We start from the raw sequence: 24,667 nt of genomic DNA, 5'->3' as shown, positions 1-24,667 counted from the left end.
GGCCGGGTGTCGTCGGCGGTCAGCCCCGGCGGGCCACCACGGCGCCGTTGGCGCCGGGGGCGTCGAACGGCACGGTGCGGGCGTCGACGAAGCCGGCGTCGGAGAGCCAGGCGGCGTACTCGGCGCCCGAGTAGTTCCGGCCGCCCTCGGTTTCGACCAGCATGTTCATGCCCATCAGGGCAGCCTCCGGCGGCCCGGTGCGCTCGTCGTTGAGCAGCAGCTCGCAGACGACGATCGCCCCGCCGGGCGGCAGCGCCGCGTGGCACCGGGCCAGCAGCGCCCGGTTCGTCGGCTCGTCCCAGTCGTGCAGGATCATGCTGAGCAGGATGACGTCGTGTCCGCCCGGTAGCGCCGGGTCGGTCAGGAAGTCGCCGGCAACCGCGCCGATCCGAGCGGTCAGACCGGCACCCGCGATCCGCTCCTCGGCCCGTACGCACACGTGTGGCAGGTCCAGCACGGTCGCCCGCAGCTCGGGCAGCCGGCGGCAGAGCTCGATCGGGAACGCGCCGGCGCCGCCGCCCACGTCGAGCAGCCGGCGGTACGGCGAGAAGTCGTACGCTTCGGCCAGCGCACTGGCCGTGAAGCTGGACGTGGAGTACATGGCGTCCCAGAACTGCGCCAGCATCTCCGGGTCGGCGGTGTCGAACATCGACTCCTGGGCCTGCGGGTCCCAGGTCAGCGGCCGGTCGGTCCGCAGCGCCTCGCCGATGCGGTGCCAGGGCAGGTAGGTACGCAGGTCGGAGTAGCGGACCTGGGCTCCGAAGTAGTACGGGCGGCCCTCCACCAGGAACTGCTCGGCCAGCTCGGAGTTGCGGTAGCCGTCACCGGCCTTCTCCAGCAGCCCGAGTGAGGCGCTCGCGGCCAACAGCAGGTCGGCCGGGCGATCGGCCAACCCGAACTCGGCGGCGGCCTGCCCGACGGTCATCGTCCGGCCGTCGGCGAGTCGGGTGAACAGGCCGAGCTCAACGCCGGCCGCGAGGGTCTTGAAACCCCAGACGCCGGCCACCAGGCTCATGAGGGGAGTCGGAGTGATCATGGCGAATATAAGATCACAGATATCGTCCGTCCACGATGGGCGGACGGCGGTCGATCAGCCCCGGATCAGCGTGACCGGGCGGCGTGTGGACGAGCACCACCACAGCGGGCTGCCGGATGTCTCGGCTAGCGGGTTCGGCCGGCCAGGCTACGGCCGACCCGGCGTGCGCCGAGGCTCACCAGCGTGCTGCCGATCGCCATCCCGACCAGCACCAGGATCGCCCCGACGGCCCACAGTCCGCTGTCGTCGGTCGACGCGGCCTGCCACGACCAGGGCACCGTGAAGGCCACCGTCATCACCGGCGCCACCAGCCACGGACTGAGCCGCCGGACGGCGAGGGCGGCGAGCAGCACGAGGGTCAGCACACAGCCGATCACCTGCCACGGCGCGTACGGGCCGCTGGACGACCCGGTCTCCGGGTCGACGGTGTACTCGGTGTCCCAGCCCAGCCAGAGCAACCACACCCCGACCGTGGCCGCCGCCAGGAACAGGGCCCCGAGCAGTGCGCGCATACCCCTCATCGCTGTCATCCGGAGATCATCCCCCCGCTCGGGGCGGTTCGGGAATGAGCACCCGTACCCATCCTGCCAGCGCCGAGCGGGTCACCGGCCGAGGTCGACGCTCAGGGGGTCTTCGGTCCGGTGAGCCGGTAGCCGTCCTCGGTCAGGGTGCGGGTCATGTGCTGCGCGTACCACTGCGGCCAGTCCGGGTCGGTCCGACCCAGCTCCTTCTCGTACTCGCCGTGCGCCTCCGCGGCTCGCTTGAGCGCGTCCAACAGGACCTCCGTCGTCGGGTCCATCGCCGTTTCCTCCCTGCTCGCGAGCTGCTGAAGTCACCCTAGGCGGGCGGGGCGGCGGGCGAGCCGGGAACAGCCGGTTCGGGACCGACCGGACCGACGACGGCGGCGGTTGCTCCCGGCCTGGGCCGCGTGCCGCCGAACCTGGCCGACGGTCTGTCGCCGGTCAGGTGCCCGGCGCGGGGCCGGTGGAGTCGCGGACGACCAGCAGGTGCCCGGTGGCGCGACGCCGGGGACGCGTCGAGCGGGGCTTGAGCGCGAGGGTGAGCGCCGTGCGACCCATCTCGGTCATCGGCAGCCGGATGGTGGTGAGGCTGGGCGCGAGATCGGCCGCCACGGAGACGTCGTCGAAACCGACGACGGACATCCGCTCGGGCACCGGGACGCGGCGCGACCGCAGCGTCGACAGCACCCCGATCGCCATCGCATCGTTGAGCGCGATGATCGCGGTCGTCTCGGGGTGCTCGTTCAGGATCTGCTCGGTGGCCGCCCGGCCGCCGCCGCGGGTGAAGTCGCCGTGCACGACGGCGAGGTCGGCCGGGGACAACCCGCGCTGCCGCAGCGCCGACGAGACACCGGCGAGCCGGTCGGCGACCGTGGTGAGACCGGCACTGCCCGCGGCGACCGCGATCCGCCGGTGGCCGAGATCCACCAGGTGCTGGGCGAGCGCCCGGCCGCCGGCCTCGTTGTCCGGCAGGACGGCGTCGACGCCGAGCGCGTGCCGCCCGATGGCGGCGACCCGGCCGCCGTGGTCCTGGAACGCCGCCAGCTCGGCGCGGGCCTCGGCCTCCACCCGCGGGTCGTCGTACCCTGAGCCGCTGATCAGGATGATGCCGACCCGCTGGGCGATGAGATGGCGGAGCTGTTGCAGCTCGTAGTCGGGGTCCCGACCGGACTGACAGATCTGCACCAGCAGCCCCTGCTCGGCGGCGACCTGGATGACCCCGCTGGCGATCTCGGAGAAGTACGGGTCGTCGACCTGGTGGACGATCAACCCCACCGTGGAGCTGGCGCCGCTGGCGAGGGTGCGGGCGTACGGGTTGGCGACGTACCCCAGCTCGCGGGCGACCTGCCGGACCCGGTCGGCCACCTCCGCGCTGACCCCCTCGCGGCCGGCGAGAGCCCGGGAGGCGGTCGCCAGCGAGACGTCGGCGCGGTCCGCCACGTCCACGAGCCGAGGTCGCTGGCCTGCCCTGGGCATCCGCAACTCCCTGGAACATCCATGTCACCTGATCTCTTGCCAGTGACGATTGTCGAAGCCTAGGGTACGTAAGCGCTTACGTAAGCGCTTACGTTAGTCGGCACCGGCGTGCCGCGAAATGAGGTGAACGCGATGTCCAGGGCCAGAAGAGCCGCCGTCGCCACCGTCTCCCTCCTGGCGGTCGGCGTGCTGACCGGCACGGGGGCGCCACCGGCACAGGCGGACCGGAACCATCCGTCCGATGTCCACCCGGCCCTGCGAGCGCACCTGGTCGCCGCGTACGACTTCGACCACCCGGTGCCGGGCGACCCCGCGCTGGAGCGCGACCAGGGTCGCTCCGGGACCGAGATCGAGCTGATCAACGGCGGTCCCGCCATGCGGGTGGCCGACCACGCCTACCGGGGCAGCGGCAGGGCGCTGCAGACCCGGCAGGTCGACCCGGCGGTGGCCGGCAACGACGACTGGAAGGCTGGCACCTGGTCGGCCAGCGGGGTGCGGACGCTCCGCGCCTTCAACGCCACCGCCGGCACCACCGTGATGGGCTGGTTCAAGCTGCAGATGGACAGCCCGCTGCCCAACTCCACCACCGCCGACCCGAACGATCGCTTCAACGCCATCGGGCTGGCCGGAGTGTTGACAGGCGACTCCGACGGCCACGGCGTCCGGGCCCTGCTGGAGCTGATCGACGTCAACGGGGAGCTGCGGCTGGTCGCGCTCGGCCGGCGGCTCGACGGCGGCAACTCGCAGACGTTCGCCGCCAGCCAGGACTGGCGGGACCTGCTGCCGGAAGGGGAGTGGGTGCACCTCGCCGCCACCTTCGACTTCGCCACCGGCGCCCTCGCCCTCTACCGCAACGGCGAACCGGTGGACGGCTTCTACACGCGCACCGACGACCCGTGGCTCGTGTCGGGGCCCGGCCCGCACGTGACCACCGCCTCCGACCCCCGGGGCATCAAGATCGGCGGAAGCTTCCCCCAGGACACGCTGGAGCGCAATCCGTGCGACTGCCGCATGGACGGCCTGATGTTCCTCGACGGCGTGGTCTCCGCGAGCGACGTGCGGAGGCAGTACCGCCACCTGGCCCGCTGACCACCCTCGGCACCGTCCCACCGAGAAGGAGACACGCGTGCTCACCCTCCACGACAGCGCCCGCAGGATCCGCAGACCCGTACTGACGGCCGGCCTCACCGCCCTCGTGCTGGTCCTGTCCACCCTGCTCGCGACGCCCGCCCAGGCCGCCGGGGCGGTCTACGACCCGGTCCCCGAGATGCCGATCCAGTCGCGGCTCGGGCTGGTCCTCAGCGAGTACGCCAGCTTCCCGCAGTCGTACCCCAACCCGGCCCCGACCGATCAGCGGCTCATGCGCACCGCCCGGATCAACACCATCATGGAGGTGCCCGACGGCTCCGGCCGGCGCGCCGTGCCCGACCTGAACGGCAGCCTCTACCTGGTCGAGGGTGGCGTGCCGCACGTCTACCTCGACATGGCGGCGACGTTCGCGCCGCAGTTCTTCTCCGGCCGTGGCCTGGGCCAGGGCTTCGGGTACGTCGCCTTCCACCCGGAGTTCGGCGCCAACGGCCGGTTCTACACCATCCACACCGAGTCGGCCTCGGCGGCGACCACGCCGCCGGACTACGCCCAGCCCGGCACGATCTACCACGGTGTCATCACCGAGTGGACGGCGACCGACCCGGCCGCCGACACGTTCGCCGGTACCCGGCGGGAGGTGCTGCGCATCGGCTTCGGCGGCCAGGTGCACGGCATCCAGGAGATCAACTTCAATCCCACCGCGAAGCGCCACGACGCCGACTACGGCCTGCTGTACCTCGCGGTCGGCGACGGTGGCCTGGGTGTGCGCAACACCGACCCGCAGAACCTGGGCGTGCCGCACGGCAAGCTGCTGCGGATCGATCCGCGCGGCACCACCTCCGGCAACGGGCGGTACGGCATCCCCGCCACGAACCCGTTCGTCGGCCGGGCCGGCGCGCTCGGTGAGATCTACGCCCTGGGCTTCCGCGACCCGCACCGCTTCAGCTGGGACCGGGCGACCGGGCGGATGTACCTCGGGCACATCGGTGAGCACGCCATCGAGGCGATCTACGAGGTGCGCGCCGGCGACAACTTCGGCTGGAGCGAGCGCGAGGGCTCCTTCGTCTTCGACAAGACGGCCACGAACCCCTGCGACCGGCTGTTCCCGCTGCCCGCCGACGACGACCAGTACGGGTACACGTACCCGGTCGCCGCGTACGACCACGACCCCGCCGCGGGCTGGAACTGCAGCGCCGACGTCGGCGTCGCGGTGGCCGGCGGGTTCGTCTACCGGGGTCGCGCCCTGCCCGCGCTGCGCGGGAAGTACGTCTTCGGTGACCTGGTCGACGGCCGGGTGCTCTACACCGAGGCGAACGAGATGCGTCGCGGCCGGGGCCTGGCCCCGATCCACCAGCTTGCCCTGTTCGACACCGCCGGCAGCCCGGTCCGGATGCGGGACCTGTCGGGGCCCGGCGCCCCCGGTGACCCCAACCGCGTCGACCTGCGCTTCGGCACCGACGCCGCCGGTGAGCTCTATGTGGTCGCCAAGGCCAACGGAAAGATCTGGAAGGTCACCGGCACCCGGGTCTTCGCCAGCGGCGACGTCGGGAACACCACCCTGCGCCGCACCGCGGGGGCCTCGAACTGGGCGCCGGTAACCCCGGCGAAGTGGCAGTTCACCCGCGACCAGGTCATCCTCGCCGAGGCCGGAGTCAGCCGGCCCGGGCCGCGCCGGCCGTTCGAGTACGCCGTACTGACCGGCGGTCCGGAGTGGTCGGCGGTCGAGGTCGAGGCGCGGGTACGGCTCGACACGCCGGTGGAGGTCAGCAACCGGGACGTGATCATCGTCTTCGGCTGGCGCTCGGACACCGAGTTCTACTACGGCCACCTCTCCACCGACAACACGATCTATCCGCACAACGGGATCTTCAAGGTCAACAATGCCGACCGGGAGCGCATCGACCACCAGTGGAACGGCCGGTCCCGTGGCGCCAACCCGGCGATCACCGATGCCGACTGGCACCGCGTACGGGTCGTCCACCTGCCGGCCACCGGCGAGATCGCGGTCTACGTCGACGGGCACCGGGACCCGCTGATGACCGCGAAGGACACCACGTTCGGCTCCGGGCGGGTGGGCTTCGGCTCGTTCGACAACGTGGGCCGACTGCGGAACCTGACCGTCACCGGCACTCCGGCCTGACCTCATCGCGCGGGGACGGCGGCGCCCGTGTCGCCGTCCCCACCGTCACGACCACCGGCCGCGGGGCCACCGACGGCCGGGTCCGCCGAGCCGGCCCGGAGGGTGCCGTCCGGTTCGTAGAATCCGTCCATGCCGCAGATCGTCGAGTTGCTGGCCTCGCCCGTGCACCGCTTCCTGGGCCGGCCCACCGACGGCCCGGCGCCGGCCCCGCCCGGTGAGCTGGTCGACGTGGTCCGGATCCGGGCCGGCCTCGGCATCGTCGGCGACCGGTACTTCGGCCAGCCCGCGCACCGCGACGCCAGCGTGACGGTGATCGCCCGGGAGTCGTTGCCACCCGGCGTCGGCCTGGCGGAGGTCCGGCGCAACGTCCTCACCACCGGCATCGCGGTGGACGAGCTGATCGGCAAGGTGCTGGTCCTGGACTCCGGTGACGGTCCGGTCAGCCTGCGGGTCAACCGGGCCGCCCGGCCGTGCGCGTGGATGGACGTCACGGTCGGCCCGGGGGCGTGGAAGGCGCTGCGCACCACCGGCGGCATCCGCTGCACACCACTCACCGACGGCACCCTGCGCATCGGGCCGGTCGACGTCACCATCGAGCGGGCACCCGCGTCCTAGTGCCGGCGAGCGTCATCCGTCCATGATGGTGTCCAGGGTCGGCCGGGCCGGGTGAAGCCGTGGTACCCGTCGGTTAGGCTCGGCCCGTTCGGCCTTTGGGGAGGGCACATGGCGGCGGATCCGGTCAGCGGCGACTTCAGCCGCATGTTGGACGCGACGATGCAGGCGCTGGCGGCGGTCAGCGCTCCGACCGACGACGTACCGGCCGACCCGCCGGCCGGCGAGGCAGCGGACGGTCAGGTCCGCGCCGAGCTGGGCCCGGACGGTCGGCTGCACTCGCTCTGGGTGGAGCCCCGACTGATGCGGCTCGGTTCGGTGGAGCTGACCGAGCACATCACCACCGCTGTCAACGCGGCGATCGACGCGATGCGGGGTGCCACGGTGCCCCCGCAGGTCGGTGACCTGACGCAGTTGCGGGAGCAGTTGGCGGAGGTCCGGGACACGGCGGTGCCGCGCCTGGGGTCGTTCCTCCAGGCGCTGACCGATGCGCAGGAGCGGATGGTCCGGGGCGGCCCGAAATGAGCGGCGACGGCTTCGAGGTGGAGCCGCAGTCGATGCGCGACGCCGGCGGGACCGTCTCCGATGTCGCCAGCCGGTTCCTCGACGAGTTGGACGGCTTCGAGGCGCGGATGGCCGGTTACGGCGAGCCGTGGGGGGCCGACGACATCGGTTCGCTGATCGGGGTCGCCTACACCGGTGTCGCCGCGTACGTCTTCGACTGCATCGGGATCGCGGCGGAGGAGATCGGCTCGGCCGGTGGCGATCTGACCACCATGGCCGACGCGTACGACCGGGTCGACGAGGACGGCGCGGGCACGATGCGCTCGCTGGCCGGCGGATTGGGGTAGCGGAGTGGGCTTGCAGCTGCCGGGTGAGTTGGTCACCGCGCTGAGCTGGATCGGCTACTCCTGGCCGGAGGGCGACGAGGAGAAGCTCTTCGAGATGGGCCAGGCGTGGATCGACTTCGCCGGCCGGATCGGCGCCACGGCCGGCGAGGCGGACGCGGGCGCGACCCAGGTGTGGTCGCAGAACCTCGGCCCGGCGGTGCAGGCGTTCCAGGGCTGGTGGACCGGTGAGCAGAGTGGGCCTTCGGTGCTTCGGGACGCTGCTCAGGCGGCCGTCATTCTCGGCGCCGGCCTGATCATCTGCGCGGCGATCGTCCTGGCGTTGAAGATTCAGGTGATCGTGCAGCTGGCGATCCTCGCCTTTCAGGTGGCGCAGGCGATCGTGACGGCGGTGGCCACCTTCGGGGCCACGCTGGCCGAGATCCCGATCTTTCAGATGATCACTCGCGAGATCGTCGGTCTGCTGATCGACCAGGTCATCGGGCAGCTTCTCGATGCCTAGCAAGCCGAGGAGTGGTCGCGGCGCGGCCCCGAAGCCGGCCGCCGGCAAGATCGTCAGCGCGGCCGTCAAGAAGCTCGAGAAGCCGAAGGTCCGGGTGACCGGGCCGGATCACAGCCTGCCGACGAAGGTGATCCAGGTCACGCGCAAGGACTTCCACGCCACCTCGCAGTTCCGGCGCAAGATGGCGGCGCTGCAGAAGCTCAGCGACGAGGGCAAGCTCTACAAGGCCACCAACCCGGTCGAGCGGGACAAGAGCATCACCGACGGTTACAAGGAGCGGATCCGGCAGAAGATCTGGGACAAGTACTGGCCACACGACAAGGATCTGGCCAACCGGCTGAGTGAACGGCTCAGCAGCTACCACCCGGACCACGTGTGGGAGCTCCAGCTCGGCGGGCCGGACACCGTTGAGAATCTCAAGTTGCTGCATGGTAGAACCAACACGGACATCGGCTCGCAGATCTGGGGGCAGATCCAGAACTTGCCGGACGGCACCCCGATCCGAATAGAGGTGGTGGATTGACCCCCGAGCTGCACCAGCTCATCGAGGAGCTGCGGGCCGACCTGGTTGAGGACCAGCCGGCAAATCTGGGGTACGCCCAGTTCGGCGACGGCGCGGCCACCGACGCCCTGCCGGCCGACCTCCCGGCGGGCCTGCGGGACCTCCTGCTGGTGGCCGACGGGCTGCGCGCCGGTCGGATCGAGTTGGCGTCCACATCGACCCTCGCCGGCATCCAGTACCACCTCGACTACGCGCCGGCCTTCTCCTCCATTCCCGAGGACCGGGCGGGGTGGCTGGTGATCGGCACCCACAGCGACGAGCCGATCTTCATGGATCGCGGCACCGGCGCCATCTGGTACTTCACGCCGACCGGCACCGAGTGGTTCATGTCGGATGCCTTCGAGGAGCTCGCCCCCGACCTGGACTCCTTCGTGCACTACTACCTGCTCGGGCCGGGCTACGCCGAGCTGACCCCCGCCGACGACCGATGGTGGGCCTTCCTCGGCCAGCAGGGCCTGCTCGACGAGGACGACGAAGAAGAGGCGGACGACCCCGACGCGGAGCGCGGGCGGTGACGGTCACCCGCGAGGAGTTGGTCGCGCTGTGGGGCGAGCGGGGCGTCATCTACTTCCCGGACCAGCGCTTCGACGCGATCCTGGGCCCGTTGGGGCCGGAGATGTTCCCGCCGTACGGCGCCCTGCCGGTCGAGGTGCCGATCCTGTTCACGGTCGACGTCTCCGCCCCCGACGTGGAGCTCTTCTCCACCCTGCGGATCGAGGTGGGCGACGAGGCGCCGCGCGCGTACGTCGTGCTGGGCAGCTCGCCCGAGGACCCGATGCTGCTGTTCTGCCTGGAGGCGGCGACCGGCGCGGTGGTGCTGCTCGACCTGCAGACGCCGAACCTGGAGACGGTCAACAGCAGCTTCGCCGCGTTCGTGGAGTTCCTGTACCGGCTGGGCCAGCTCATCGCCACCGACCCGGGCGGCCGGGAGCGGGCGGCCCGTGCCGCGCGGATTCGCATCGATCTGCGGGAGGTCGACCCGACGGCGTTCGCCGAGCCGGAATCCTGGTGGAGCCTGGCGTTCGACGAGCTGGAGTCCACGACCTGAGCCGGCGGGTCAGACCGGGCTGATGTGTGCGGCCAGCACCCGCCAGCCGTGTCTGTCGTCGTGGACCCAGGTCCGGGTGTACCGCAGGCGCGCCGCGAACGGCACGCCGTCGTACACCCCGGCCACCCGGCCCAGGAAGAACGTCACCCCGGTCGACCCGACGACGAGCAGGTCCAGTTCCTCCTCGACCAGCTCCTGGACGACCGAGGTCCGGTCCCGGTGTGCGGTCAGGTCGTCCCGCTTGGTGAGCTTGCCGCCGTCCGGGCCGATGGCGATCAGCTGGTCGACGAGCAACTGGTCGAGGGCCGCGACGTCGCCGGCCCGCTGCGCGGCCTGCAAGGTGCGCTCAGCGTCGAACAGTTCCGCCTCGCGTTCGCTGTCCGGCATGGTGCCGTCCTCCTGATCAGGGTCCACCCGGCGCCACCGTCCGGCCGGGCTGTCCGCATTGTGGCAGCCGGCGTGGCCCCAACGGGTGCGGATCGACCCGGCACGCTGGCCGTGCGCGTACTGCCCCGAGCCGCCGGGTCACAGGCCGAGCCGGATGCGGACGACCGTCCCCTCCGGCTCGGCCAGCACGGCGACCTCGTCGCAGACCTGCTCGACGATCGCCAGCCCTCGACCCCGTACCGCGTCGGCCGGCGGCATGTCGCGGCCGAACGCCCGCATCGGCCCCTGGTCGACGACATCGCAGATCAGCTGATCGGCCTCGGCCCAGAGCCGGACCCGGCCGCCGCCGGTCGTGTGCTGCAAGGTGTTGGTGGCCAGCTCACTGACCGCCAACGTCAGCAACTCCACCCGGTGCGGCGGCAGGCCCCGAGCGAGTGCCCCGGTGCAGACGAACGCGCGCAGCGCGTGCAGGTCGGTCGCCGCCTGGTACGCCATGGTGTCCGGGATCCGAGCGGACGCGTACTGCTCGGTGAGCTTGCGGGTCTCCCGCCGGTCGGACGGCATCAGCCCACCAGACGCGGGTCGTCGACGGTCGGACGCAGCGGGTTGCCAACGCTGGTGATGTCCAGCGCGCTGGTCAGCTCGTCCCGGACGGCCAGGTCGCACTCACCGTTCAGCGCCACCACGATCCGGCCGGGTGCCGCGGACGTGCGGGCCTCGAAGTGCGCCATCGGTCAGCAGCACCCTTCCTCGTTGCAACAGCCGTTGTCGGCACATCATGTCATCCGCTGGCTGGCCGGCCGTGTCCTCCGTTTCGGCGGCGATGGAGGGCGGCCGTGCCGAACCGGATCGGGCGGTCACTACGGGCGGATGTTCAGGGCGCCGATCAGACCGTCGCGCAGCGTGAACCGGTATCGCAGCTCGATCGGGCTGCCGGGAAAGCTGCCCGACACCCGGGTGAGCACCAGGTACGAGTCGCCCGCCTGCGGCGTGACCTTCACCGGCTCGGCGGTGTACGAGTACGCCGCCGTCGTCCGCTCCCGCCAGGCGCGGATCGCGGCCCGTCCCTCGTGCAGCCGATCCTCGTCGGCCACGCTCGCGGTGTCCGTGAAGCAGGCGACGAACGCGTCCAGGTTGCCGTCGTCGACGGCCCGGAAGTACCGGTCGATCACGTCGGGCAGGTCGACCGCCATCTGCTCCTCCTGCGACGCAGGCCGCCGTCGGGCAGCCGCCGAGTTCCCCGTTCGACCTCACCGTACGAGACGCGGCCGGCGCCGCGCGGACCAACCAGGAGAACGCAGGTGGTACGGCAGCGCGCTGCTCTCGCGCAGAGGGACGACGCCTGGCCCGGGTTTGCCGCCGCTGGGCCCGGGTAGCCACCCGTCTCCGGAACGGGAAGGGCGGGGGCATGGCCGAGCTGACGTTCGTCGACAAGGTTGCGGCACGGGCGGGTGTTCCGCCGGAGCAGGCACGCCCGCTGACCGAGGCCGTTCTGCGTACCCTCACCGAGCGGCTCAGCGGCGGGGAGGCGGCCGAGTTGGCCCCCCACCTGGCCCCTGAGCTGAGCCCGCTGCTGGTCAAGGCCGTCGAGCCGCCGGAAGCATTCGGCTACGACGAGTTCATGCGGCGGGTGGCTGACCGTGCCGGGACGGATCGATCCGCCGCCGAGCGGGGCGTCCGGGCCGTACTCCAGACGATGCACCGGGTGGTCGGGCACCGGGAGTTCGAGGACGTGCTGGCCCAACTGCCGGCCGACCTGGGGGCGCTGGCCCAGCCGTTGCCGCAGGGCCCCTGACCGACCGCCGCCACCAACGACCTGCGTCGGCCGTCCGGGGCGCGGCCCGACCGGTTGTCGGTCAGACCACGCCCCTACGACCGGCGGCAGGTGATCAGCCGACGCTGACCACCCACTTCTGGTGGGCGCCGTTCGCCCAGGTGCCGATCTGGATCTGGGTGCCGTTGGCGGTGCCCGCGCCAGCGACCTCCAGCACCTTGCCCGACTGCGGGTTGCGGATCGAGCCGTCGGACTGCCTCTGCCAAACCTGCGCGCCGGTGCCGTTGCAGGTCCAAAGCTGGACCTTCGTACCGTTGGCGGTGCCGCCGTTGTCCACGTCCAGGCACTTGCCCAGCGCCCGGTAGGTGTCGCCGACCCGGCTCCACGACTGCGCGCCGGTGCCGTTGCAGGTGTAGAGCTGGATCTTCGTGCCGTCCGCGGTGCCGGAGTTGCTGATGTCCAGGCACTTGCCGCCGATCCCGGTGATGGGCCCGCTGGTCGGTGGCGGGGTGCTGCCCGGGATGGCGTTGAGCGTGTACCACGCCTCGGTGCTCCAGAGCGACTGGCCGCTGGTGGAGGTGAACGGGCGCGGCGAGCGCAGATGCACCACCCGGCCGGCCTTGCGACCGTTGACGGCCAGGGTGACCTTCTTCCCGTCCGCCGAGAGGGTGGCCGAGGTGACGGTCAGCGTCTCCTCGTCGATCTTCGGGCCGCCATAGCTGGCCGTCGGCTGGTACCGCCACTGCTTGACCTTGTAGCGCGCGGCCAGTTCGGCGGCGGTCTCCGCCGAGACCGGCTGGGTGTACTCCAACTCGAAGCCGGCCTCGGTGGCCCGCATGGCCAGCATCTCGAAGGCGTTGGTGCTGTTCGGGGTGAGCTTCTGCAGGCCGTACGACAGCTTGCCGGTCTGACCCCAGTTGCCGCCCGCGCCGAGCCCGCCGACGTAGATCGCGCCGTCCGGGCCGAGGTTCACCTCGGAGACGCCCGCCTCCAGGCCCTGGGTGAGCCGGAACAGGACGCCCTGGTACTCGCCGTTGACCTTCTCCACGTAGGCCCTCTGGAGGCCGCCGTAGGTCACGTCGCCGATGACGAACTGGCCGGCGTACCGGCCGCTGGTCAGGTACAGCGGGGTGCTGGGTGAGTTGGCGATCTCGTTCTGCGGCATCCAGAGCACCGGTGCGGTGACCGGGTTGGTGTCGAACGGGCCGGCCGGGTTCATGTAGTGGTTGAAGAACCGACCCTGCTTGATGTGCACCAACTTCGACGAGGGCAGCCAGCCGCCCTGGTTGTCGGTGACGAAGATGCCGCCCTCCGGGCCCCAGCCGATGCCGTGCGGCGTCCGCAACCCTCCGGCGACGTAGCTGACCGCGCCGGTGTCCTTGTTGACCTTGAGGGTGGTGCCGCGGTTCACGGCCGGCTGCGGGTTGGTGGTGGCGCCACCGGAGTTGATCGACACCGAGAGGTTCAGGTAGAAGAACCCGTCCTGGTAGAGCAGGCCGAACGCGAACTCGTGGAAGTTCCCGCCGTACGGCCAGGTGGCGACGGTGTCGAGGCGGTCGGCCACCTCGTCGCCGGTGGTGTCCACCAGCCGGGTCAGCCGCTGCTTCTCCGAGACGTAGACCACCCCGTCAATGATCTTGAGCCCCATCGGTTCCTTGAGGCCTCCGGCGATCTTCTTGGTGGTCACGTTGCCCGGCCCGGTCGCGCCGCCGGTGTTGCCCATGATCCACACCTCGCCGTCCTGGGAGGTGCCGGACTGGTCGCTGCCGCCCCAGGTGGAGATGACCAGTCGACCGTCGGCCAGCCAGTCCATCCCGGTGACCTTCGGCTGGAAGCCGGTGGGCCGCAGGTTGGTCAGCGTGTAGCCGGGGTGCACAGCGGTCAGCGGCAGGCCGTCACCGGGGGAGTCGGTGACCCCCTCGCACTCCTTGCGGCCCGGCGCGGTCACCCGGACCACACCGGCGTCGGTGCTCAGCGCCGAGTTCGGCACGACCACGAAGGACGACGAGCCGGGCGTCTTCCACTCCAGGGTGATCTGCTGCCCGCCGTCGCGCTCGAAATGATCGATCCGCAGCGGGTGCAGCCCGGCGGTGAGGGTGACGGTGCCCTCCTTGGGCGGCGTCGCGCCGTGCAGGCCGTCGTGGTTGATCACCACGACGTTGTCGATCGACAGCTTGGATCCGTCGTCGCTGCTCAGCCGGAACGTGTAGCTGCCGGCCTGCGTGGTGGTGATGTTGCCGAGCACCTGCGAGGCGAAGTAGTTGTCGAAGCCGAAGTCGGCGGTCGACGTCCAGTTGATCGTGGACATCAGCTTGTCCACGTTCGGGGTCTGCGCGGGCTTGAGCGTGCAGAGTTCGGAGAGCGGAACCTGCACGTCGAAGACGCGCAGCGTGACGCCCGGTTCCTGCTCGGGGGCGGCGTCGGCCGGGTCGGCCCAGAAGCCGGCGGCGAGGACGAGTGCCAGTGCGCCCAGGACAGGACTGCGGAATCGGCGTAGCAGCCGTGTGCCCATCGTTCCTCCAGGAGGGATAGGAGTATCCGACGGCCGGCGCTGATCAGTGGTGGAGGCGGTGGCCGCCGGCCCGGATCCGAAACGTCCTCGACGCCGACGAGTGACGATTTGGAAACACCGGGCTGATGGGTCGAGACATTAAGGTGCTTCGATGGATCTGTCCATGCCTTTGCATCGATACATCAAAAGTTCCCGATGCCCGTGCGAAAGTTCGCGATGGTAGGCCGGAAATGCCCGGTGCGGCGGGTGCCGAGACCTACCGCCGCCCACGCCGGGCCGGACCACCAGCCCGGTTGCCGGGTCTGCGGGCGGGCGTGCCAGGTTTGCGGGCAACGGTGGCGGGCCGGCGGCTCGGAGTGGCACCGGCGCGGGCGGCGGGTCGGCGGTGGGCCGCCACCAGCACGACAACGGCCACCACCACGACGATCAGGGCCGGCACCAGCCACGGCGGCAACCCACCGCCCGACTCTTTCCTCGTGGCGCCGGCCGGCTCGCTCGCCGGGCCGCCGGTCGCGCCCGTGTCGGGGCTCGCGCCGACGGCGCCGGGACTCGCCGACGGGGTGCCCTCGACCAGGGCGAGCAGCGTGGGTGCGGGCCCGTCGGTGGGCGCCGTCCAACCGGCCGGCGCCGCCGTGCCGGAGCCCTGGTAGTCAAACGTGACGCTGCCACGCACCGCTTCACCATCGGAGGCGACGGACAGGTAGCTGGCGGTGTACCGACCCTTCGCTGGCCAGTGCGCCACGGACACCATGGCAGGGAAGCCGGTGTGGTACAGCCGCGGCTCGAAGACCCCGTTGACCATGAAGTACTCCTGGACCGGCTTGTCCAACCGCTTCGGCTCGCCGTACGACCAGCCGTTGTCCACTCGGGACCCGTTCGGTCCGGTGACGGTGAAGTGGGCGTTGGACGCCGGCTTCTCGGTGAAGTACAACGCCACCTGCGCCAACGGCTCGCGGACCACCGTGCCGGTCAGCGGGGTCGAGGTCGCCAACTGGCCGTGCGCGGACGCCGGAGCGGCCGGCAGCAGCAGCGTCACCACCAACGTCGCGGCCAGCGCCGCCACGGCACGGCTCAGAAGGTGACGGGCAGTGACCAGCCTCGATCGCATCCGTTCATCATGGTCATTTCCTCGCCGCCGAACAAGACGTAGAGTTCTCCTCCCCGACGATCAAATCGACAGCCGTCCCCCTCGCGTCGTTCGGAGTCCGCCCGTGTTCGTCCGTGCCCCCGGTTCCCGCATTCCCGCCGTCCTCGCCACCGGTGTCCTCACCGCCCTGCTCGCCACGGGCTGCGGGCAGAGCGACGACCCGTCCGTGGCCGACCCGTCGACGCTGCCGACGGCCGCGGCGCCGCCGACGACCACCAACGCGCCGGCCCTGCCGGACAGCCCCACACCCAGCGCCACCGCCAGCACGCCAGCGGTGGACCGGCAGATCACCGTGACGATCGCCAAGCGGCGGGTCAACCCGCCGACCGGGCGGATCACCGTGGACAAGGGCCAGCTGGTACGGATCACGGTCACCTCGGACGTTTCCGACGAGCTGCACGTGCACGGCTACGAGCTGGGTGCCCGACTGCCGGCCGGCACGCCCGCCTCGGTGGAGTTCCGCGCCGAGAAGACCGGACTGTTCGAGGTGGAGACGCACGAGACCGAGCTGGTGCTGTTCCAGCTCGTCGTCCGCTGAGCACCATGACCGGCGCCCCAGCGGTGCTGGCGCATGGTGTCGGTGGTCGCCAGGACCTGCCGATCACGCTGCCGCAGCTCGTCATCGCCGCCGCCCTGACCCTGGTCGTCACGTTCCTCGCGCTGGGCCTGCTCTGGCGCGAACCACGGCTCGACCGGGATGCGACCAGCGGCCGGCCGGTGCCGCAACGCCTGGCCCGGCTCGTTGACGCGCCCGCGTTCCGGTGGGCACTGCGCGGCGTGGGCCTGCTCGCCGCCGGCTGGTTCTGCCTGGGCCTGCTGGCCGGGCCGGACACCCCGGACAACCCGACGGCCGGCGCGCTCTACGTGCTGCTCTGGGTCGGGCTGGTGCCCGTGTCGCTGGTGCTCGGCCCGGTGTGGCGGACGGTCAACCCGCTGCGTACCGTGCACCTGCTCGCCGCGCTGGCGGCGCGGCGTGATCCGGCGAGCGGCGTCCGTGAGCTGCCGGCCGGCCTGGGGCTCTGGCCGGCCGCCGTCACCTTGTTCGGGTTCGTCTGGCTGGAGCTGGTCGCACCCGACCGGGCCACCCTGCCGGTCATCACCGCCTGGCTCGCCGGGTACGCCGTGGTCATGCTGGCCGGGGCGGCGTTGTTCGGTGCGGGCTGGTTCGACCGGGCCGACCCGTTCGAGGTGTACAGCGGGCTGGTCGGCCAACTCGCCCCGGTCGGCCGGGCCGCGGACGGCGTGCTGGTGTGGCGCAACCCGCTCGACGGGATCGCCGGGCTGCGGCCCCGGCCCGGGCTGGTCGCCGTGGTAGTCGTACTGCTCGGCTCGACCATGTTCGACAGCCTCTCCAACGCGCCGGCCTGGCTGCGCTTCACCCAGGAGAACGGCCTGCCGGCGGCGGTCACCGGCAGCGTCGGGCTGATCCTGGTCATCGCCGCCGTCGCCGCCGCGTACCTCGCCGCCACCGTCGCCGCGGCCCGGATCGGCCATGCCGGCGCGGCCCCGGTCGACGGTGCCGGCTCGGTCGACGGTGCCGCCTCGGCTCGTGGCGTGCCGGGCGAGCTTGCCCACTCGATCGTGCCGATCGCGGCGGGCTACCTGGTGGCGCACTACTACTCGCTGCTGATCCTGGAAGGTCAGCGCACCGTCGCGCTGCTCTCCGACCCCCTCGACACCGGCGCCAACTGGCTCGGCACCGCCGACTGGCAGCCGTACACCGGTCTGGTCACCCCCTCCGGCGTGGCCAGCCTCCAGATCACCGTCATCATCCTCGGGCACCTGCTCGGCACGCTGCTCGCCCACGACCGGGCCCTGTACCTCTTCCCCCGTGCCCGAGCGGTGGCCGGTCAGCTCCCGCTGCTGGCGCTGATGGTCGCCTACACCGTCGCGGGCCTGCTGCTGCTCTACGCCGGGTAGGGCCGCCGCCGCCGCGCGACCCGGGTTCGGGGCGGTGCTGGCCACGGGTGAGGATGGGGCGTGGACACGGATCTTCGCCGCTACCTCGACGAGCTGGTCGACGCCGCCCGGGGCGTGCTCGGCGACGACCTGGTGGGCGCCTACGGCGCCGGCTCGGTGGGGCTCGGCGCGTACCAGGCCGGACGCAGCGATGTGGACGTGGCGCTGGTCTGCGCCGGGCCGCTGACCGAGGCAGACAAGCGGGCGCTGGTGGCGCGGCTGCGACACGAGGCGCTGCCCTGTCCGGCACGCGGGCTGGAGTTGGTCGCGTACCAACGGGCGGTGGCCGCCGCCGGTAGCCCGGAGCCCGGCTTCGAGGTCGAGCTGAACACCGGCTCCGGGATGACGTTCCGGTGCACCCTCGACCCGGCGGACCGGCCGGCGACCGACGGCCGGTTCTGGTACGGGCTGGACCGCAGCATCCTGCACCAGAGCGGGCTGCCACTCCTCGGGCCGCCAGCGGGCGAGGTCTTCGCGGACCTCGCCCCGGCCGACCTGCGTCGCCTGCTGATCGAGGCGCTGACCTGGTGGCTGGCCCTGCCGACGCCACCGGACGACCAGCCGGCGCCCGGCGCGGAGGACGCGGTGCTCGGTGCCTGCCGGTCGTTGGTACGCCACCGCGACGGCGTCTGGCTGTCAAAGGCGGCGGCCGGGCAGCGGCTTATCGACGCCGGAGAGCCGGCCGAGGTGATCCGTCGGGCGGTCGCTGCGCGGCACGGCGGGCCGCCACCCAGCGGCGCCCAGGCGCGCGCCTTCCAGCACCGGGTCCGCGCCGAGATCGCCGGCCAGCCCGACTAGCACCTGGCTGGAGCAGCGCCTGGCCCGGCGCGGCTCGCTCAGCGGACCGGGCGGGACTGGAGCGACGCGAAGAGCAGGTTGAGGCCCTCGGCCATGGTCGGGTGGGTGATGATCGCATCCCGCAGCGCGGTCCACGGCATCCCGGCGAGCATGGCCAACTGCACCGACGTGATGACCTCACCGGCCTCGGCGCCGAGCAGCGCCGCACCCAGGATCTGGTCGGTGCGGGCGTCGACCACTGCCTTCCACATGCCCTCGGTCTGGCGCAACGTACGTGCCCGGGGGATCGCGGCCACCGGCAGATGGGCCACCTGGACCTCGTACCCGGCGCGGCGCGCCTCGCTCTCGGTGAGCCCGACCCGGGCAAGCTCCGGGGTGGTGAAGACGGTGTACGGGATGAGCCGACCCGCGGTGCTGCGCTGCTCACCCGCCAGGTTCGCCCGGATGATCCGGTAGTCGTCGAGCGAGGCGTGGGTGAACTGGGGAGTGCCGGCGACGTCCCCGGCCGCCCAGGTCCGCTCGGCGCCGGTGCGCAGGTACTCGTCGACCACCACGAAGCCCCGATCGTTGAGCCGGACGCCGGCGGCATCCAGCCCGAGCTCGTCGGTGACCGGCGCCCGGCCGGCCGCCACGAGCACGTCGTCCCCGGTCACCAGGCTCCCGTCGTCGAGAGTGACCCGGACCGTGCCGTCGGCGTTGCGGTCGACTCGGGCAACCGTCACGCCGACGCGCACGTCGATGCCGTCGTCGAGGAACACCTGCAGCACCGCGTTGCTGACGTCGGGGTCCTCGCGGCCGAGTAGACGGGGACCACCCTCGATCACCGTCACGGTGCTGCCGAACGACGCGAACATCTGCGCGAACTCCACCCCGACGGTGCCACCGCCGAGCACCACCAGTCGCGGCGGCAGCCGGTCTAGGTGAAGCAGGCTGTCGCTGGTCAACACCCTCGCCTCGGCCATCCCGGGTACGGACGGCAGGTGCGGGCGGGTGCCCGTGTTGACCACCACGTCGGCACCGCGCAGCAGCCGTTCGCCGCCGTCGGCCAGCGACACCCGCACGGTCCGGGAACCGACGAACCGGGCCTGACCGATCACCAGGTGCAGACCGGAGTCGAGGAACTGCTGCCGGTTGGCGGCGACCATCCCCTCGACGACGTCCTGTTTGTGCGCCCGCAGGAGGTCCACGTCGACCCGGCCGCCCTCCACCACCAGGCCGAGCGCGGCGGCGCCACGCAGCTGTCGGGCCGCGCGGGCGCTGGTTACCAGCGCCTTGGTCGGGATGCACGCGACGTTGATGCAGCTGCCGCCGATCATGCCGCGTTCGACCAGGGCCACCCGGCGCCCGGACCGAGCGACGTCCATGCTCAGCGTCTTGCCGGCCTTGCCGCCGCCGACGACCAGCAGGTCGAACTCCTCCGGTCGGTCGGTCACGGGGCGCTCCTCTCGCTCGCCGGCCGGGCCGGCGGCCGCCCATGCGCGACGGCCAACCCAGCCTGCCAGCTCCGCCGAGACCGTCGAACCGGTTCCCGGCAGAATCGCCCCACTCCACCTGCGGCCCGGTCGACCGCCGCCGAGGTCAGTGCCGGGCGGCGCCGTTCTCGCTGATCGGCTGCCCGAAGGGCAGGAACGGCACGGGCGTGGGGTCGCCGTTGCCGCCGGGTCGGCCGAAAGCCGGCTCGGCATCGCCGGTTGACCCCTGCGGGGCGGTCGTCCGGTCGGCGGTCACGGCCGGCTCGTCCGTGCTGACCGGTCCGCCGGCCCGCTCGTCGTCGGACTGGTCGGCTTCGGGCTGATCGCCACCGAGCTGCTCAGCACCGGGCTGATTGTCAGCGAGCCGCTCGTCGATGGGCTGCTCGTCAGCCGGCTGGTCGTCCGCGAGTCGGTCGGCACCGAGTCGGTGGGTGGCGGGTCGGTCGACACCGGGCCGGTCGACGCCGGATCGGGTGCCCACCATCGGGTACTCGGCGGTCTCGGTACCGCCAGCGGCGGCGGCCATCACGGCGGCCGCGGCCAGGTCGGCCACCCGCTTCGCCTCCCGCTGCACCCGGGCGCGGACCTCCTTGGCGTGCCGCTCGGCGGAGTCCCCGGCCCGGCGGGCCTCATCCAGGCGGGCGCTCTCGGCGGTGAGGTCCCGGCGGACCTCGCCCAACCGCTGCTGCATTCGGGACAGCTCGTTCTCCAGCGTCTCGCCCTCCTGGCGGATCTCGGCGAGCTGCTGGCGGGCGGTCTCCAGCTCGTCGTTCAGCTGGGCTGACTCCTCCCGGCGCTCCGCAAGCTCCTGCAGCACGGTGGCGAGCTGCTCCTGGTGAGCGGCGGCCTGCTCGTTGGCGCGATTGCGCAGCTCGGTCACGTGCTGCTGTGCCTCGGCCAGCAGTTCGGCAATCTGCTGCTCGGTCGCGCTGCGCTGCTCGGCCAACTCTCGTTCCGCGGCTGCCTGCTGCTCGGCGACCTCCTGCTCGGCCGCGGTCCGCCGCTCATAGATCTCGCGTTCCACCCCGGACTGCCACTGGGCCAGCTCCTGCTGACTCTTGGACCGGGCCGACTGGATTTCCTGCTGGATCTGGGTACGGGCCGACTTCATCAGCGCGTCGGCGGCGACCCGCGTCTGGTTGAGCTGCTGCGCGCTCTGCTCGGTGATCCGCTTCGCCTCGTGCTGTGCGCGCTCGTGCGCCTCCTCACCGTCGGCGCGTAGCTGCTCCGCACGTTCCCGGATCGCGGTCAGCTCGGCCTCGGCCAGGGTTCGCCGCTCCTCGTGTGCCTGCTCGTGCTCGGCGCGCCGGGCCGCCAGTTCCTCCGACAGGTCCTGACGTGCCTGTGCGGCCCGCTCGCGGGTGTCCATGAGGATCCGCTCCGCCTCGGACCGTAGCTCGTTCGCCCGGTCGGTAGCGGACTCGGTGATTATTCCGGCCTGCTTCTCGGCGAGCGCCATGATCTCCCCGATCATCGGGCCCAGATCCTGGAACGAGGCGCGGTCCACCTGCGCCGGTTGCTCGTGTGCCTCGGCCAGCTCGGCACGCAGCCGCTGCACCTCGGCGGTCAGCTCACGGACCCGGACGGCGGATCGCCCGTGCTCACCGCTCAGCATCTTCAGCTGACCGTCGAGCTGCTCCAGGTGCTTGTCGACCTGCCGTTTGTCGTAGCCGCGCAGGGCGAGCTCGAAGCTCGGCCGAGAGGCCGCGTCGTCGCGTACCGCGAACGGCTCAGCGCCGATGGACATGCACCATCCTCCAGACGATCAGGGCGCCAGGGCCGGCGGTCGAGCACCCCGCGGGCCGTGAGTGTGGCGCAACGCTACCGCCGAGGCCGCGCCGAGAGTAGGCCCGCCCCACCGCCGGCTCCCGAGCCCGCCCTTCCTTGGTCGATCATGGAGTCGTGGTGCCCGGAAGGCCCTGATCCGCCGCTCTTGTCGCCCACCACGACTCCATGATCAACGTGGCTGGGTGGGTTCAGCGGCGGCGGGCGACCAGGACTGCGTCGTGCAGGGTGATCTCCTTGCCGTCCGGGTCGGTGCCGGCGCGGGACCGGGCCTCGGCGGTAAGCACCTCCCACCGGGCCGGATCCAGTGAGACGGCCACGTCCTCGGCGGTGTACATCATGTCCGGCATGTGCATCCGGTGCGCCGACGTCCACAGGTCGGACGGGTGGTGCCCGACGATCAGCAGGATGCCGCCTGGTGCCACGGCGGCGGCCAGCCGGGCGAACAGCTCCCGCCGCTGCGGCGGTGGCAGGTGCATGAACTGCGCGGACACCAGGTCGTACGCCTCCTCGGCGGGCGGCTTGTCGCGCAGGTCGACGTGCGTGAACTCGATGCGGTCGCCGACGCCGGCGGCGTCGGCGTGCTCCGTGGCCCTGCCCAGCGCGGTGGTGGAGATGTCCGCCGCCGTCACCCGCCAGCCGCGCTCGGCCAGCCACACCGCGTCGGCGCCCTCGCCGCTGCCCACGTCCAGCGCCCGTCCCGGGGCCAGGTCGGCGGCCTCGGTGACCAGTTGCGGGTTCGGCCGGCCGCTCCACACCGCCGGCTTGGAGTTGTAACGCTCCTCCCACGCCGGCTCCTCGAAGGTCGTGGCCACCATCTGCCGGTACGCGGTCACCGCGTCGCGGGTCTCCTCGGCGATCAGGTCGGCGTTGATCGCCGCTCCGGCGCCCAGGCCGGCCGCGGCGGCTGCGATCACCTGGCCGCGTACGTCGGCGACGTTGCCGGCCACCCAGACGCCCGGGACGGTCGTCGCCCCGGTGGCGTCGGCGGGGATCTGGCTGCCGATCACGTACCCACCCATCGTCACCTCCTCCGGGGCCAGGCCCAGCCCGACCAGCAACCCGGCGCGGGGGGCGGTCCGGGTCGAGACCACCAGCGCGTCGAGCGGCAGCACCCGGCCGGAGGCGAGCCGGACGCCGTTCAGCGCGTCCCCGGAAACCTCCAGTGCGGCGACCGGGCCCGGCACCACGGCGATGCCTCGGGCGGCCAGCCGCTCGGCCGCCTCCTCGTCCGGTGCCGGGGCGTCGTGCAGCAGGAGCAGTACGTCCGAGCTCCACTGCCGCCACATCTCGGCCTGGTGCACGGCCATCGGACCGGTGGCCAGCACGCCGATCCGCCGGTCCTGAACCTCCCAGCCGTGGCAGTACGGGCAGTGCAGCACGTCGCGACCCCAGCGCTGCGCCAGACCGGGGACGTCGGGCAGCTCGTCGGTCAGCCCGGTGGCCACCAACAGCCGTCGGGCCCGCACCGCGTGCCCGTTGTCGAGGCTGAGGCGGAACCCGTCGTCGTCCCGGACCGCCGTCTCCACCCGCCCGGCCAGGAACTGCCCGCCGTATCCGGCCACCTCGGCACGCCCGGCCGCGACCAGCTCGGCCGGCGGCGTCCCCTCCCGCGCCAGGTAGTTGTGCACATGGCCGGCCGGCGCGTTGCGCGGCTCGCCGGAGTCGATCACCAGCACCGACCGTCGGGCTCGGCTCAACGCCAGGGCTCCGCTGAGCCCGGCCGCGCCGCCGCCCACCACCACTACGTCGTACATCTCGTCCACCGGTGTTCCCCTTACTTGTCGGCTGCGCCCACCATCCGTCGCCGCCGGCCAGGTGGCAACTATCCTTGCTGTTATGGCAAACGACGACAGTGCGGCGCTGGCCGCCGTCGGCCCACGGCTGCGCGCCCTGCGCAACCAACGGGGCACGACGCTGGCCCAGCTCGCCGAACTGACCGGCATCTCGGTGAGTACCCTGTCCCGGCTGGAAAGCGGCAGCCGCCGGCCCACGCTGGAGCTGCTGCTCCCGCTGGCCCGGGCCTACCAGGTGCCCCTGGACGAGCTGGTGGACGCCCCGGCCACCGGCGACCCACGGGTACGCCCCAAGCCGATCGTCCACCACGGCGTGACGTTCCTGCCGCTGACCCGCCGACCGGGCGGTTTGCAGGCGTTCAAGCAGATCCTCCCGCCGAACACGCCCACCGGGGAGCACACCCAGCAGACCCACGAGGGGTACGAGTGGATCTACGTGCTCTCGGGCCAGCTGCGCCTGCTGCTCGGCGAGCACGATCTGACGCTGACCCCGGGCGAGGTGGCCGAGTTCGACACCCGCATTCCGCACCGGGTGATCAACCCCGGCCCTGGCACCACGGAGGCTCTCAGCCTCTTCGGGCCGCAGGGGGAGCGGCTGCACGTCCGCGCCCGGCCCACCACCTCCGACAAGGGGTAGTCCGGCGCGTCTGCCCGGCTAGCCGTCCGCGTGGTGAGTCAGCGCGTCGTCATCGGCAGAAGTGGACGTTCGGTCAACGGCCTCAACGGCGTGCTGTGAGGGGCACGAGGATGAGGACGGCAACGCCGAGTGCGGTGGCGCCGACAGCCCACCACCAGAAGAATCCCGAAAAGGCCGAGGCGATCAGGAGCCCTATGCCGAGGCCGGCCAGCAGGCCGAGTGCGAACAAGGCCCGAGGGGGCAGGGCGAGATGCGGAAGGCGCCGTACCACGAGCACTTCCAGCCAGGTGCCGCCGAACGCCAGCAGTGCTGCGCCGACCACGTCCACGGCGGACAGTCCGTGACCTTCGCTGAGGGGCACGAGGACTCTGCCCTCGTTACTGGCGGGGACGAAGAGAATGAGCACGCCAGCGACGATGAGCAGAGCGGTGATTGCTACCTGCGTGCGTGGCGCACCCCCGACATCTTGCGACATCGCTACAGTCTCGGCCATCCGCCGTGATCTTCGCAGGGGCCGTATCGGTGAACATCGAATGCCGGCGGCACTCGCCGCGCCTTGATCCCGC

General features: G+C 71.9%; 29 protein-coding genes. 14 read left to right on the top strand and 15 right to left on the bottom strand.

Translation table 11 applies throughout. The annotated features are described in order from the left end of the window. Positions 1–19: 19 nt before the first annotated feature. The 4 genes from ACFY29_RS01730 to ACFY29_RS01715 form a co-directional block, all read right to left on the bottom strand. Positions 20–1,036, bottom strand: a complete 1,017-nt coding sequence (locus tag ACFY29_RS01730) for a methyltransferase (RefSeq protein WP_386982514.1) — start codon at positions 1,034–1,036, stop codon at positions 20–22. Between the two features lie 125 nt (positions 1,037–1,161). Beyond that, complete coding sequence (locus ACFY29_RS01725; protein WP_386982512.1) at positions 1,162–1,566, bottom strand: hypothetical protein; 405 nt, start codon at positions 1,564–1,566, stop codon at positions 1,162–1,164. A gap of 92 nt (positions 1,567–1,658) precedes the next feature. Further along, positions 1,659–1,835 carry a hypothetical protein gene (locus ACFY29_RS01720; RefSeq protein WP_328415975.1) on the bottom strand — a complete coding sequence of 59 codons (177 nt, stop codon included), beginning with the start codon at positions 1,833–1,835 and terminating at the stop codon, positions 1,659–1,661. A gap of 163 nt (positions 1,836–1,998) precedes the next feature. Further along, positions 1,999–3,033, bottom strand: a complete 1,035-nt coding sequence (locus tag ACFY29_RS01715; RefSeq protein ID WP_355606844.1) for a LacI family DNA-binding transcriptional regulator — start codon at positions 3,031–3,033, stop codon at positions 1,999–2,001. A gap of 132 nt (positions 3,034–3,165) precedes the next feature. On the opposite strand from ACFY29_RS01715, the gene ACFY29_RS01710 reads away from it, so the two are divergent. Both ACFY29_RS01710 and ACFY29_RS01705 read left to right on the top strand, forming a co-directional pair. Then, the gene (locus ACFY29_RS01710) at positions 3,166–4,122 is read left to right on the top strand and encodes a LamG-like jellyroll fold domain-containing protein (RefSeq protein WP_386982509.1); all 957 of its coding nucleotides are present in this window, start codon (positions 3,166–3,168) and stop codon (positions 4,120–4,122) included. Positions 4,123–4,159: 37 nt separating this feature from the next. Next, positions 4,160–6,262 carry a PQQ-dependent sugar dehydrogenase gene (locus tag ACFY29_RS01705; protein WP_386982507.1) on the top strand — a complete coding sequence of 701 codons (2,103 nt, stop codon included), beginning with the start codon at positions 4,160–4,162 and terminating at the stop codon, positions 6,260–6,262. Between the two features lie 2 nt (positions 6,263–6,264). Here the strand turns inward: ACFY29_RS01705 and ACFY29_RS01700 are convergent, their stop codons facing one another. After that, positions 6,265–6,393, bottom strand: a complete 129-nt coding sequence (locus ACFY29_RS01700; protein WP_386982505.1) for a hypothetical protein — start codon at positions 6,391–6,393, stop codon at positions 6,265–6,267. Between ACFY29_RS01700 and ACFY29_RS01695 the strand changes: the two genes are divergently transcribed. From ACFY29_RS01695 to ACFY29_RS01665, 7 genes are all read left to right on the top strand, one after another. Further along, positions 6,392–6,877 (top strand): molybdenum cofactor biosysynthesis protein, encoded by a 486-nt coding sequence (locus ACFY29_RS01695; protein ID WP_355606856.1) that lies wholly within the window; start codon positions 6,392–6,394, stop codon positions 6,875–6,877. The genes ACFY29_RS01700 and ACFY29_RS01695 overlap by 2 nt on opposite strands. A gap of 108 nt (positions 6,878–6,985) precedes the next feature. After that, positions 6,986–7,399, top strand: a complete 414-nt coding sequence (locus ACFY29_RS01690; protein ID WP_386982503.1) for a YbaB/EbfC family DNA-binding protein — start codon at positions 6,986–6,988, stop codon at positions 7,397–7,399. Then, positions 7,396–7,725, top strand: a complete 330-nt coding sequence (locus ACFY29_RS01685; RefSeq protein WP_386982501.1) for a hypothetical protein — start codon at positions 7,396–7,398, stop codon at positions 7,723–7,725. The genes ACFY29_RS01690 and ACFY29_RS01685 overlap by 4 nt, the downstream gene beginning before the upstream one ends. A 4-nt stretch (positions 7,726–7,729) precedes the next feature. Continuing rightward, positions 7,730–8,224, top strand: coding sequence for a hypothetical protein (locus tag ACFY29_RS01680; protein ID WP_386982499.1), 495 nt, complete (start codon positions 7,730–7,732; stop codon positions 8,222–8,224). Next, complete coding sequence (locus tag ACFY29_RS01675; protein WP_328415989.1) at positions 8,217–8,747, top strand: endonuclease; 531 nt, start codon at positions 8,217–8,219, stop codon at positions 8,745–8,747. Before ACFY29_RS01680 ends, ACFY29_RS01675 begins: the two co-directional genes overlap by 8 nt. Continuing rightward, positions 8,744–9,301 (top strand): hypothetical protein, encoded by a 558-nt coding sequence (locus ACFY29_RS01670; RefSeq protein WP_355606865.1) that lies wholly within the window; start codon positions 8,744–8,746, stop codon positions 9,299–9,301. The genes ACFY29_RS01675 and ACFY29_RS01670 overlap by 4 nt, the downstream gene beginning before the upstream one ends. Beyond that, entirely contained in the window at positions 9,298–9,834 is a 537-nt protein-coding gene (locus ACFY29_RS01665) for an SUKH-4 family immunity protein (RefSeq protein ID WP_386982496.1), read from the top strand. The genes ACFY29_RS01670 and ACFY29_RS01665 overlap by 4 nt, the downstream gene beginning before the upstream one ends. A 9-nt stretch (positions 9,835–9,843) precedes the next feature. On the opposite strand, the gene ACFY29_RS01660 is transcribed toward ACFY29_RS01665, so the two are convergent. The 4 genes from ACFY29_RS01660 to ACFY29_RS01645 form a co-directional block, all read right to left on the bottom strand. Further along, positions 9,844–10,248, bottom strand: a complete 405-nt coding sequence (locus tag ACFY29_RS01660; protein WP_328415995.1) for a nuclear transport factor 2 family protein — start codon at positions 10,246–10,248, stop codon at positions 9,844–9,846. Between the two features lie 111 nt (positions 10,249–10,359). Continuing rightward, positions 10,360–10,785, bottom strand: coding sequence for an ATP-binding protein (locus tag ACFY29_RS01655; RefSeq protein WP_386982493.1), 426 nt, complete (start codon positions 10,783–10,785; stop codon positions 10,360–10,362). Further along, on the bottom strand, positions 10,785–10,952 hold the full coding sequence (locus tag ACFY29_RS01650) for a hypothetical protein (protein WP_328415998.1): 168 nt from the start codon (positions 10,950–10,952) through the stop codon (positions 10,785–10,787). The genes ACFY29_RS01655 and ACFY29_RS01650 overlap by 1 nt, the downstream gene beginning before the upstream one ends. A gap of 129 nt (positions 10,953–11,081) precedes the next feature. After that, positions 11,082–11,414: a nuclear transport factor 2 family protein gene (locus ACFY29_RS01645; protein WP_328416000.1), complete on the bottom strand. Its 333-nt coding sequence runs from the start codon at positions 11,412–11,414 to the stop codon at positions 11,082–11,084. Positions 11,415–11,629: 215 nt separating this feature from the next. On the opposite strand from ACFY29_RS01645, the gene ACFY29_RS01640 reads away from it, so the two are divergent. Further along, complete coding sequence (locus tag ACFY29_RS01640) at positions 11,630–12,016, top strand: DUF2267 domain-containing protein (RefSeq protein WP_328416002.1); 387 nt, start codon at positions 11,630–11,632, stop codon at positions 12,014–12,016. A 94-nt stretch (positions 12,017–12,110) separates the two neighbouring features. On the opposite strand, the gene ACFY29_RS01635 is transcribed toward ACFY29_RS01640, so the two are convergent. Then, positions 12,111–14,507, bottom strand: coding sequence for a ricin-type beta-trefoil lectin domain protein (locus ACFY29_RS01635; protein WP_386982490.1), 2,397 nt, complete (start codon positions 14,505–14,507; stop codon positions 12,111–12,113). 256 nt (positions 14,508–14,763) lie between these two features. Further along, complete coding sequence (locus ACFY29_RS01630; protein WP_386982488.1) at positions 14,764–15,615, bottom strand: copper resistance protein CopC; 852 nt, start codon at positions 15,613–15,615, stop codon at positions 14,764–14,766. A gap of 103 nt (positions 15,616–15,718) precedes the next feature. On the opposite strand from ACFY29_RS01630, the gene ACFY29_RS01625 reads away from it, so the two are divergent. Genes ACFY29_RS01625 through ACFY29_RS01615 form a run of 3 tightly spaced genes read left to right on the top strand, consistent with a single transcriptional unit; the run spans position 15,719 to position 18,411 of the window. Next, positions 15,719–16,192 (top strand): hypothetical protein, encoded by a 474-nt coding sequence (locus tag ACFY29_RS01625; RefSeq protein ID WP_386982486.1) that lies wholly within the window; start codon positions 15,719–15,721, stop codon positions 16,190–16,192. A gap of 5 nt (positions 16,193–16,197) precedes the next feature. Beyond that, positions 16,198–17,574: a hypothetical protein gene (locus ACFY29_RS01620; protein WP_386982484.1), complete on the top strand. Its 1,377-nt coding sequence runs from the start codon at positions 16,198–16,200 to the stop codon at positions 17,572–17,574. Positions 17,575–17,634: 60 nt separating this feature from the next. Continuing rightward, positions 17,635–18,411: a nucleotidyltransferase domain-containing protein gene (locus ACFY29_RS01615; protein WP_386982482.1), complete on the top strand. Its 777-nt coding sequence runs from the start codon at positions 17,635–17,637 to the stop codon at positions 18,409–18,411. Positions 18,412–18,449: 38 nt separating this feature from the next. Here the strand turns inward: ACFY29_RS01615 and ACFY29_RS01610 are convergent, their stop codons facing one another. The 3 genes from ACFY29_RS01610 to ACFY29_RS01600 all read right to left on the bottom strand — a co-directional run bounded on the left by ACFY29_RS01610 (position 18,450) and on the right by ACFY29_RS01600 (position 23,425). After that, positions 18,450–19,844, bottom strand: a complete 1,395-nt coding sequence (locus tag ACFY29_RS01610) for a dihydrolipoyl dehydrogenase family protein (protein WP_386982480.1) — start codon at positions 19,842–19,844, stop codon at positions 18,450–18,452. A gap of 145 nt (positions 19,845–19,989) precedes the next feature. Beyond that, positions 19,990–21,630, bottom strand: a complete 1,641-nt coding sequence (locus ACFY29_RS01605; protein ID WP_386982478.1) for a hypothetical protein — start codon at positions 21,628–21,630, stop codon at positions 19,990–19,992. 229 nt (positions 21,631–21,859) lie between these two features. Further along, positions 21,860–23,425, bottom strand: a complete 1,566-nt coding sequence (locus tag ACFY29_RS01600; RefSeq protein WP_386984595.1) for an FAD-dependent oxidoreductase — start codon at positions 23,423–23,425, stop codon at positions 21,860–21,862. An 82-nt stretch (positions 23,426–23,507) separates the two neighbouring features. Here ACFY29_RS01600 and ACFY29_RS01595 point away from each other — a divergent pair, with 82 nt between their 5' ends. Continuing rightward, positions 23,508–24,101 (top strand): helix-turn-helix domain-containing protein, encoded by a 594-nt coding sequence (locus ACFY29_RS01595; protein ID WP_386982476.1) that lies wholly within the window; start codon positions 23,508–23,510, stop codon positions 24,099–24,101. Positions 24,102–24,183: 82 nt separating this feature from the next. Here ACFY29_RS01595 and ACFY29_RS01590 read toward each other — a convergent pair whose 3' ends face one another. Next, a complete protein-coding gene (locus ACFY29_RS01590) occupies positions 24,184–24,594 on the bottom strand; it encodes a hypothetical protein (protein WP_386982473.1) in 411 nt (136 codons plus the stop codon). Between the last annotated feature and the right edge of the window lie 73 nt (positions 24,595–24,667).

The organism is Micromonospora sp. NPDC000668 (assembly GCF_042897975.1).
Taxonomy (GTDB): Bacteria; Actinomycetota; Actinomycetes; order Mycobacteriales; family Micromonosporaceae; genus Micromonospora.
Note: the sequence above shows the minus strand (reverse complement) of the source record. Positions and strands in the feature narration are given on the sequence as shown.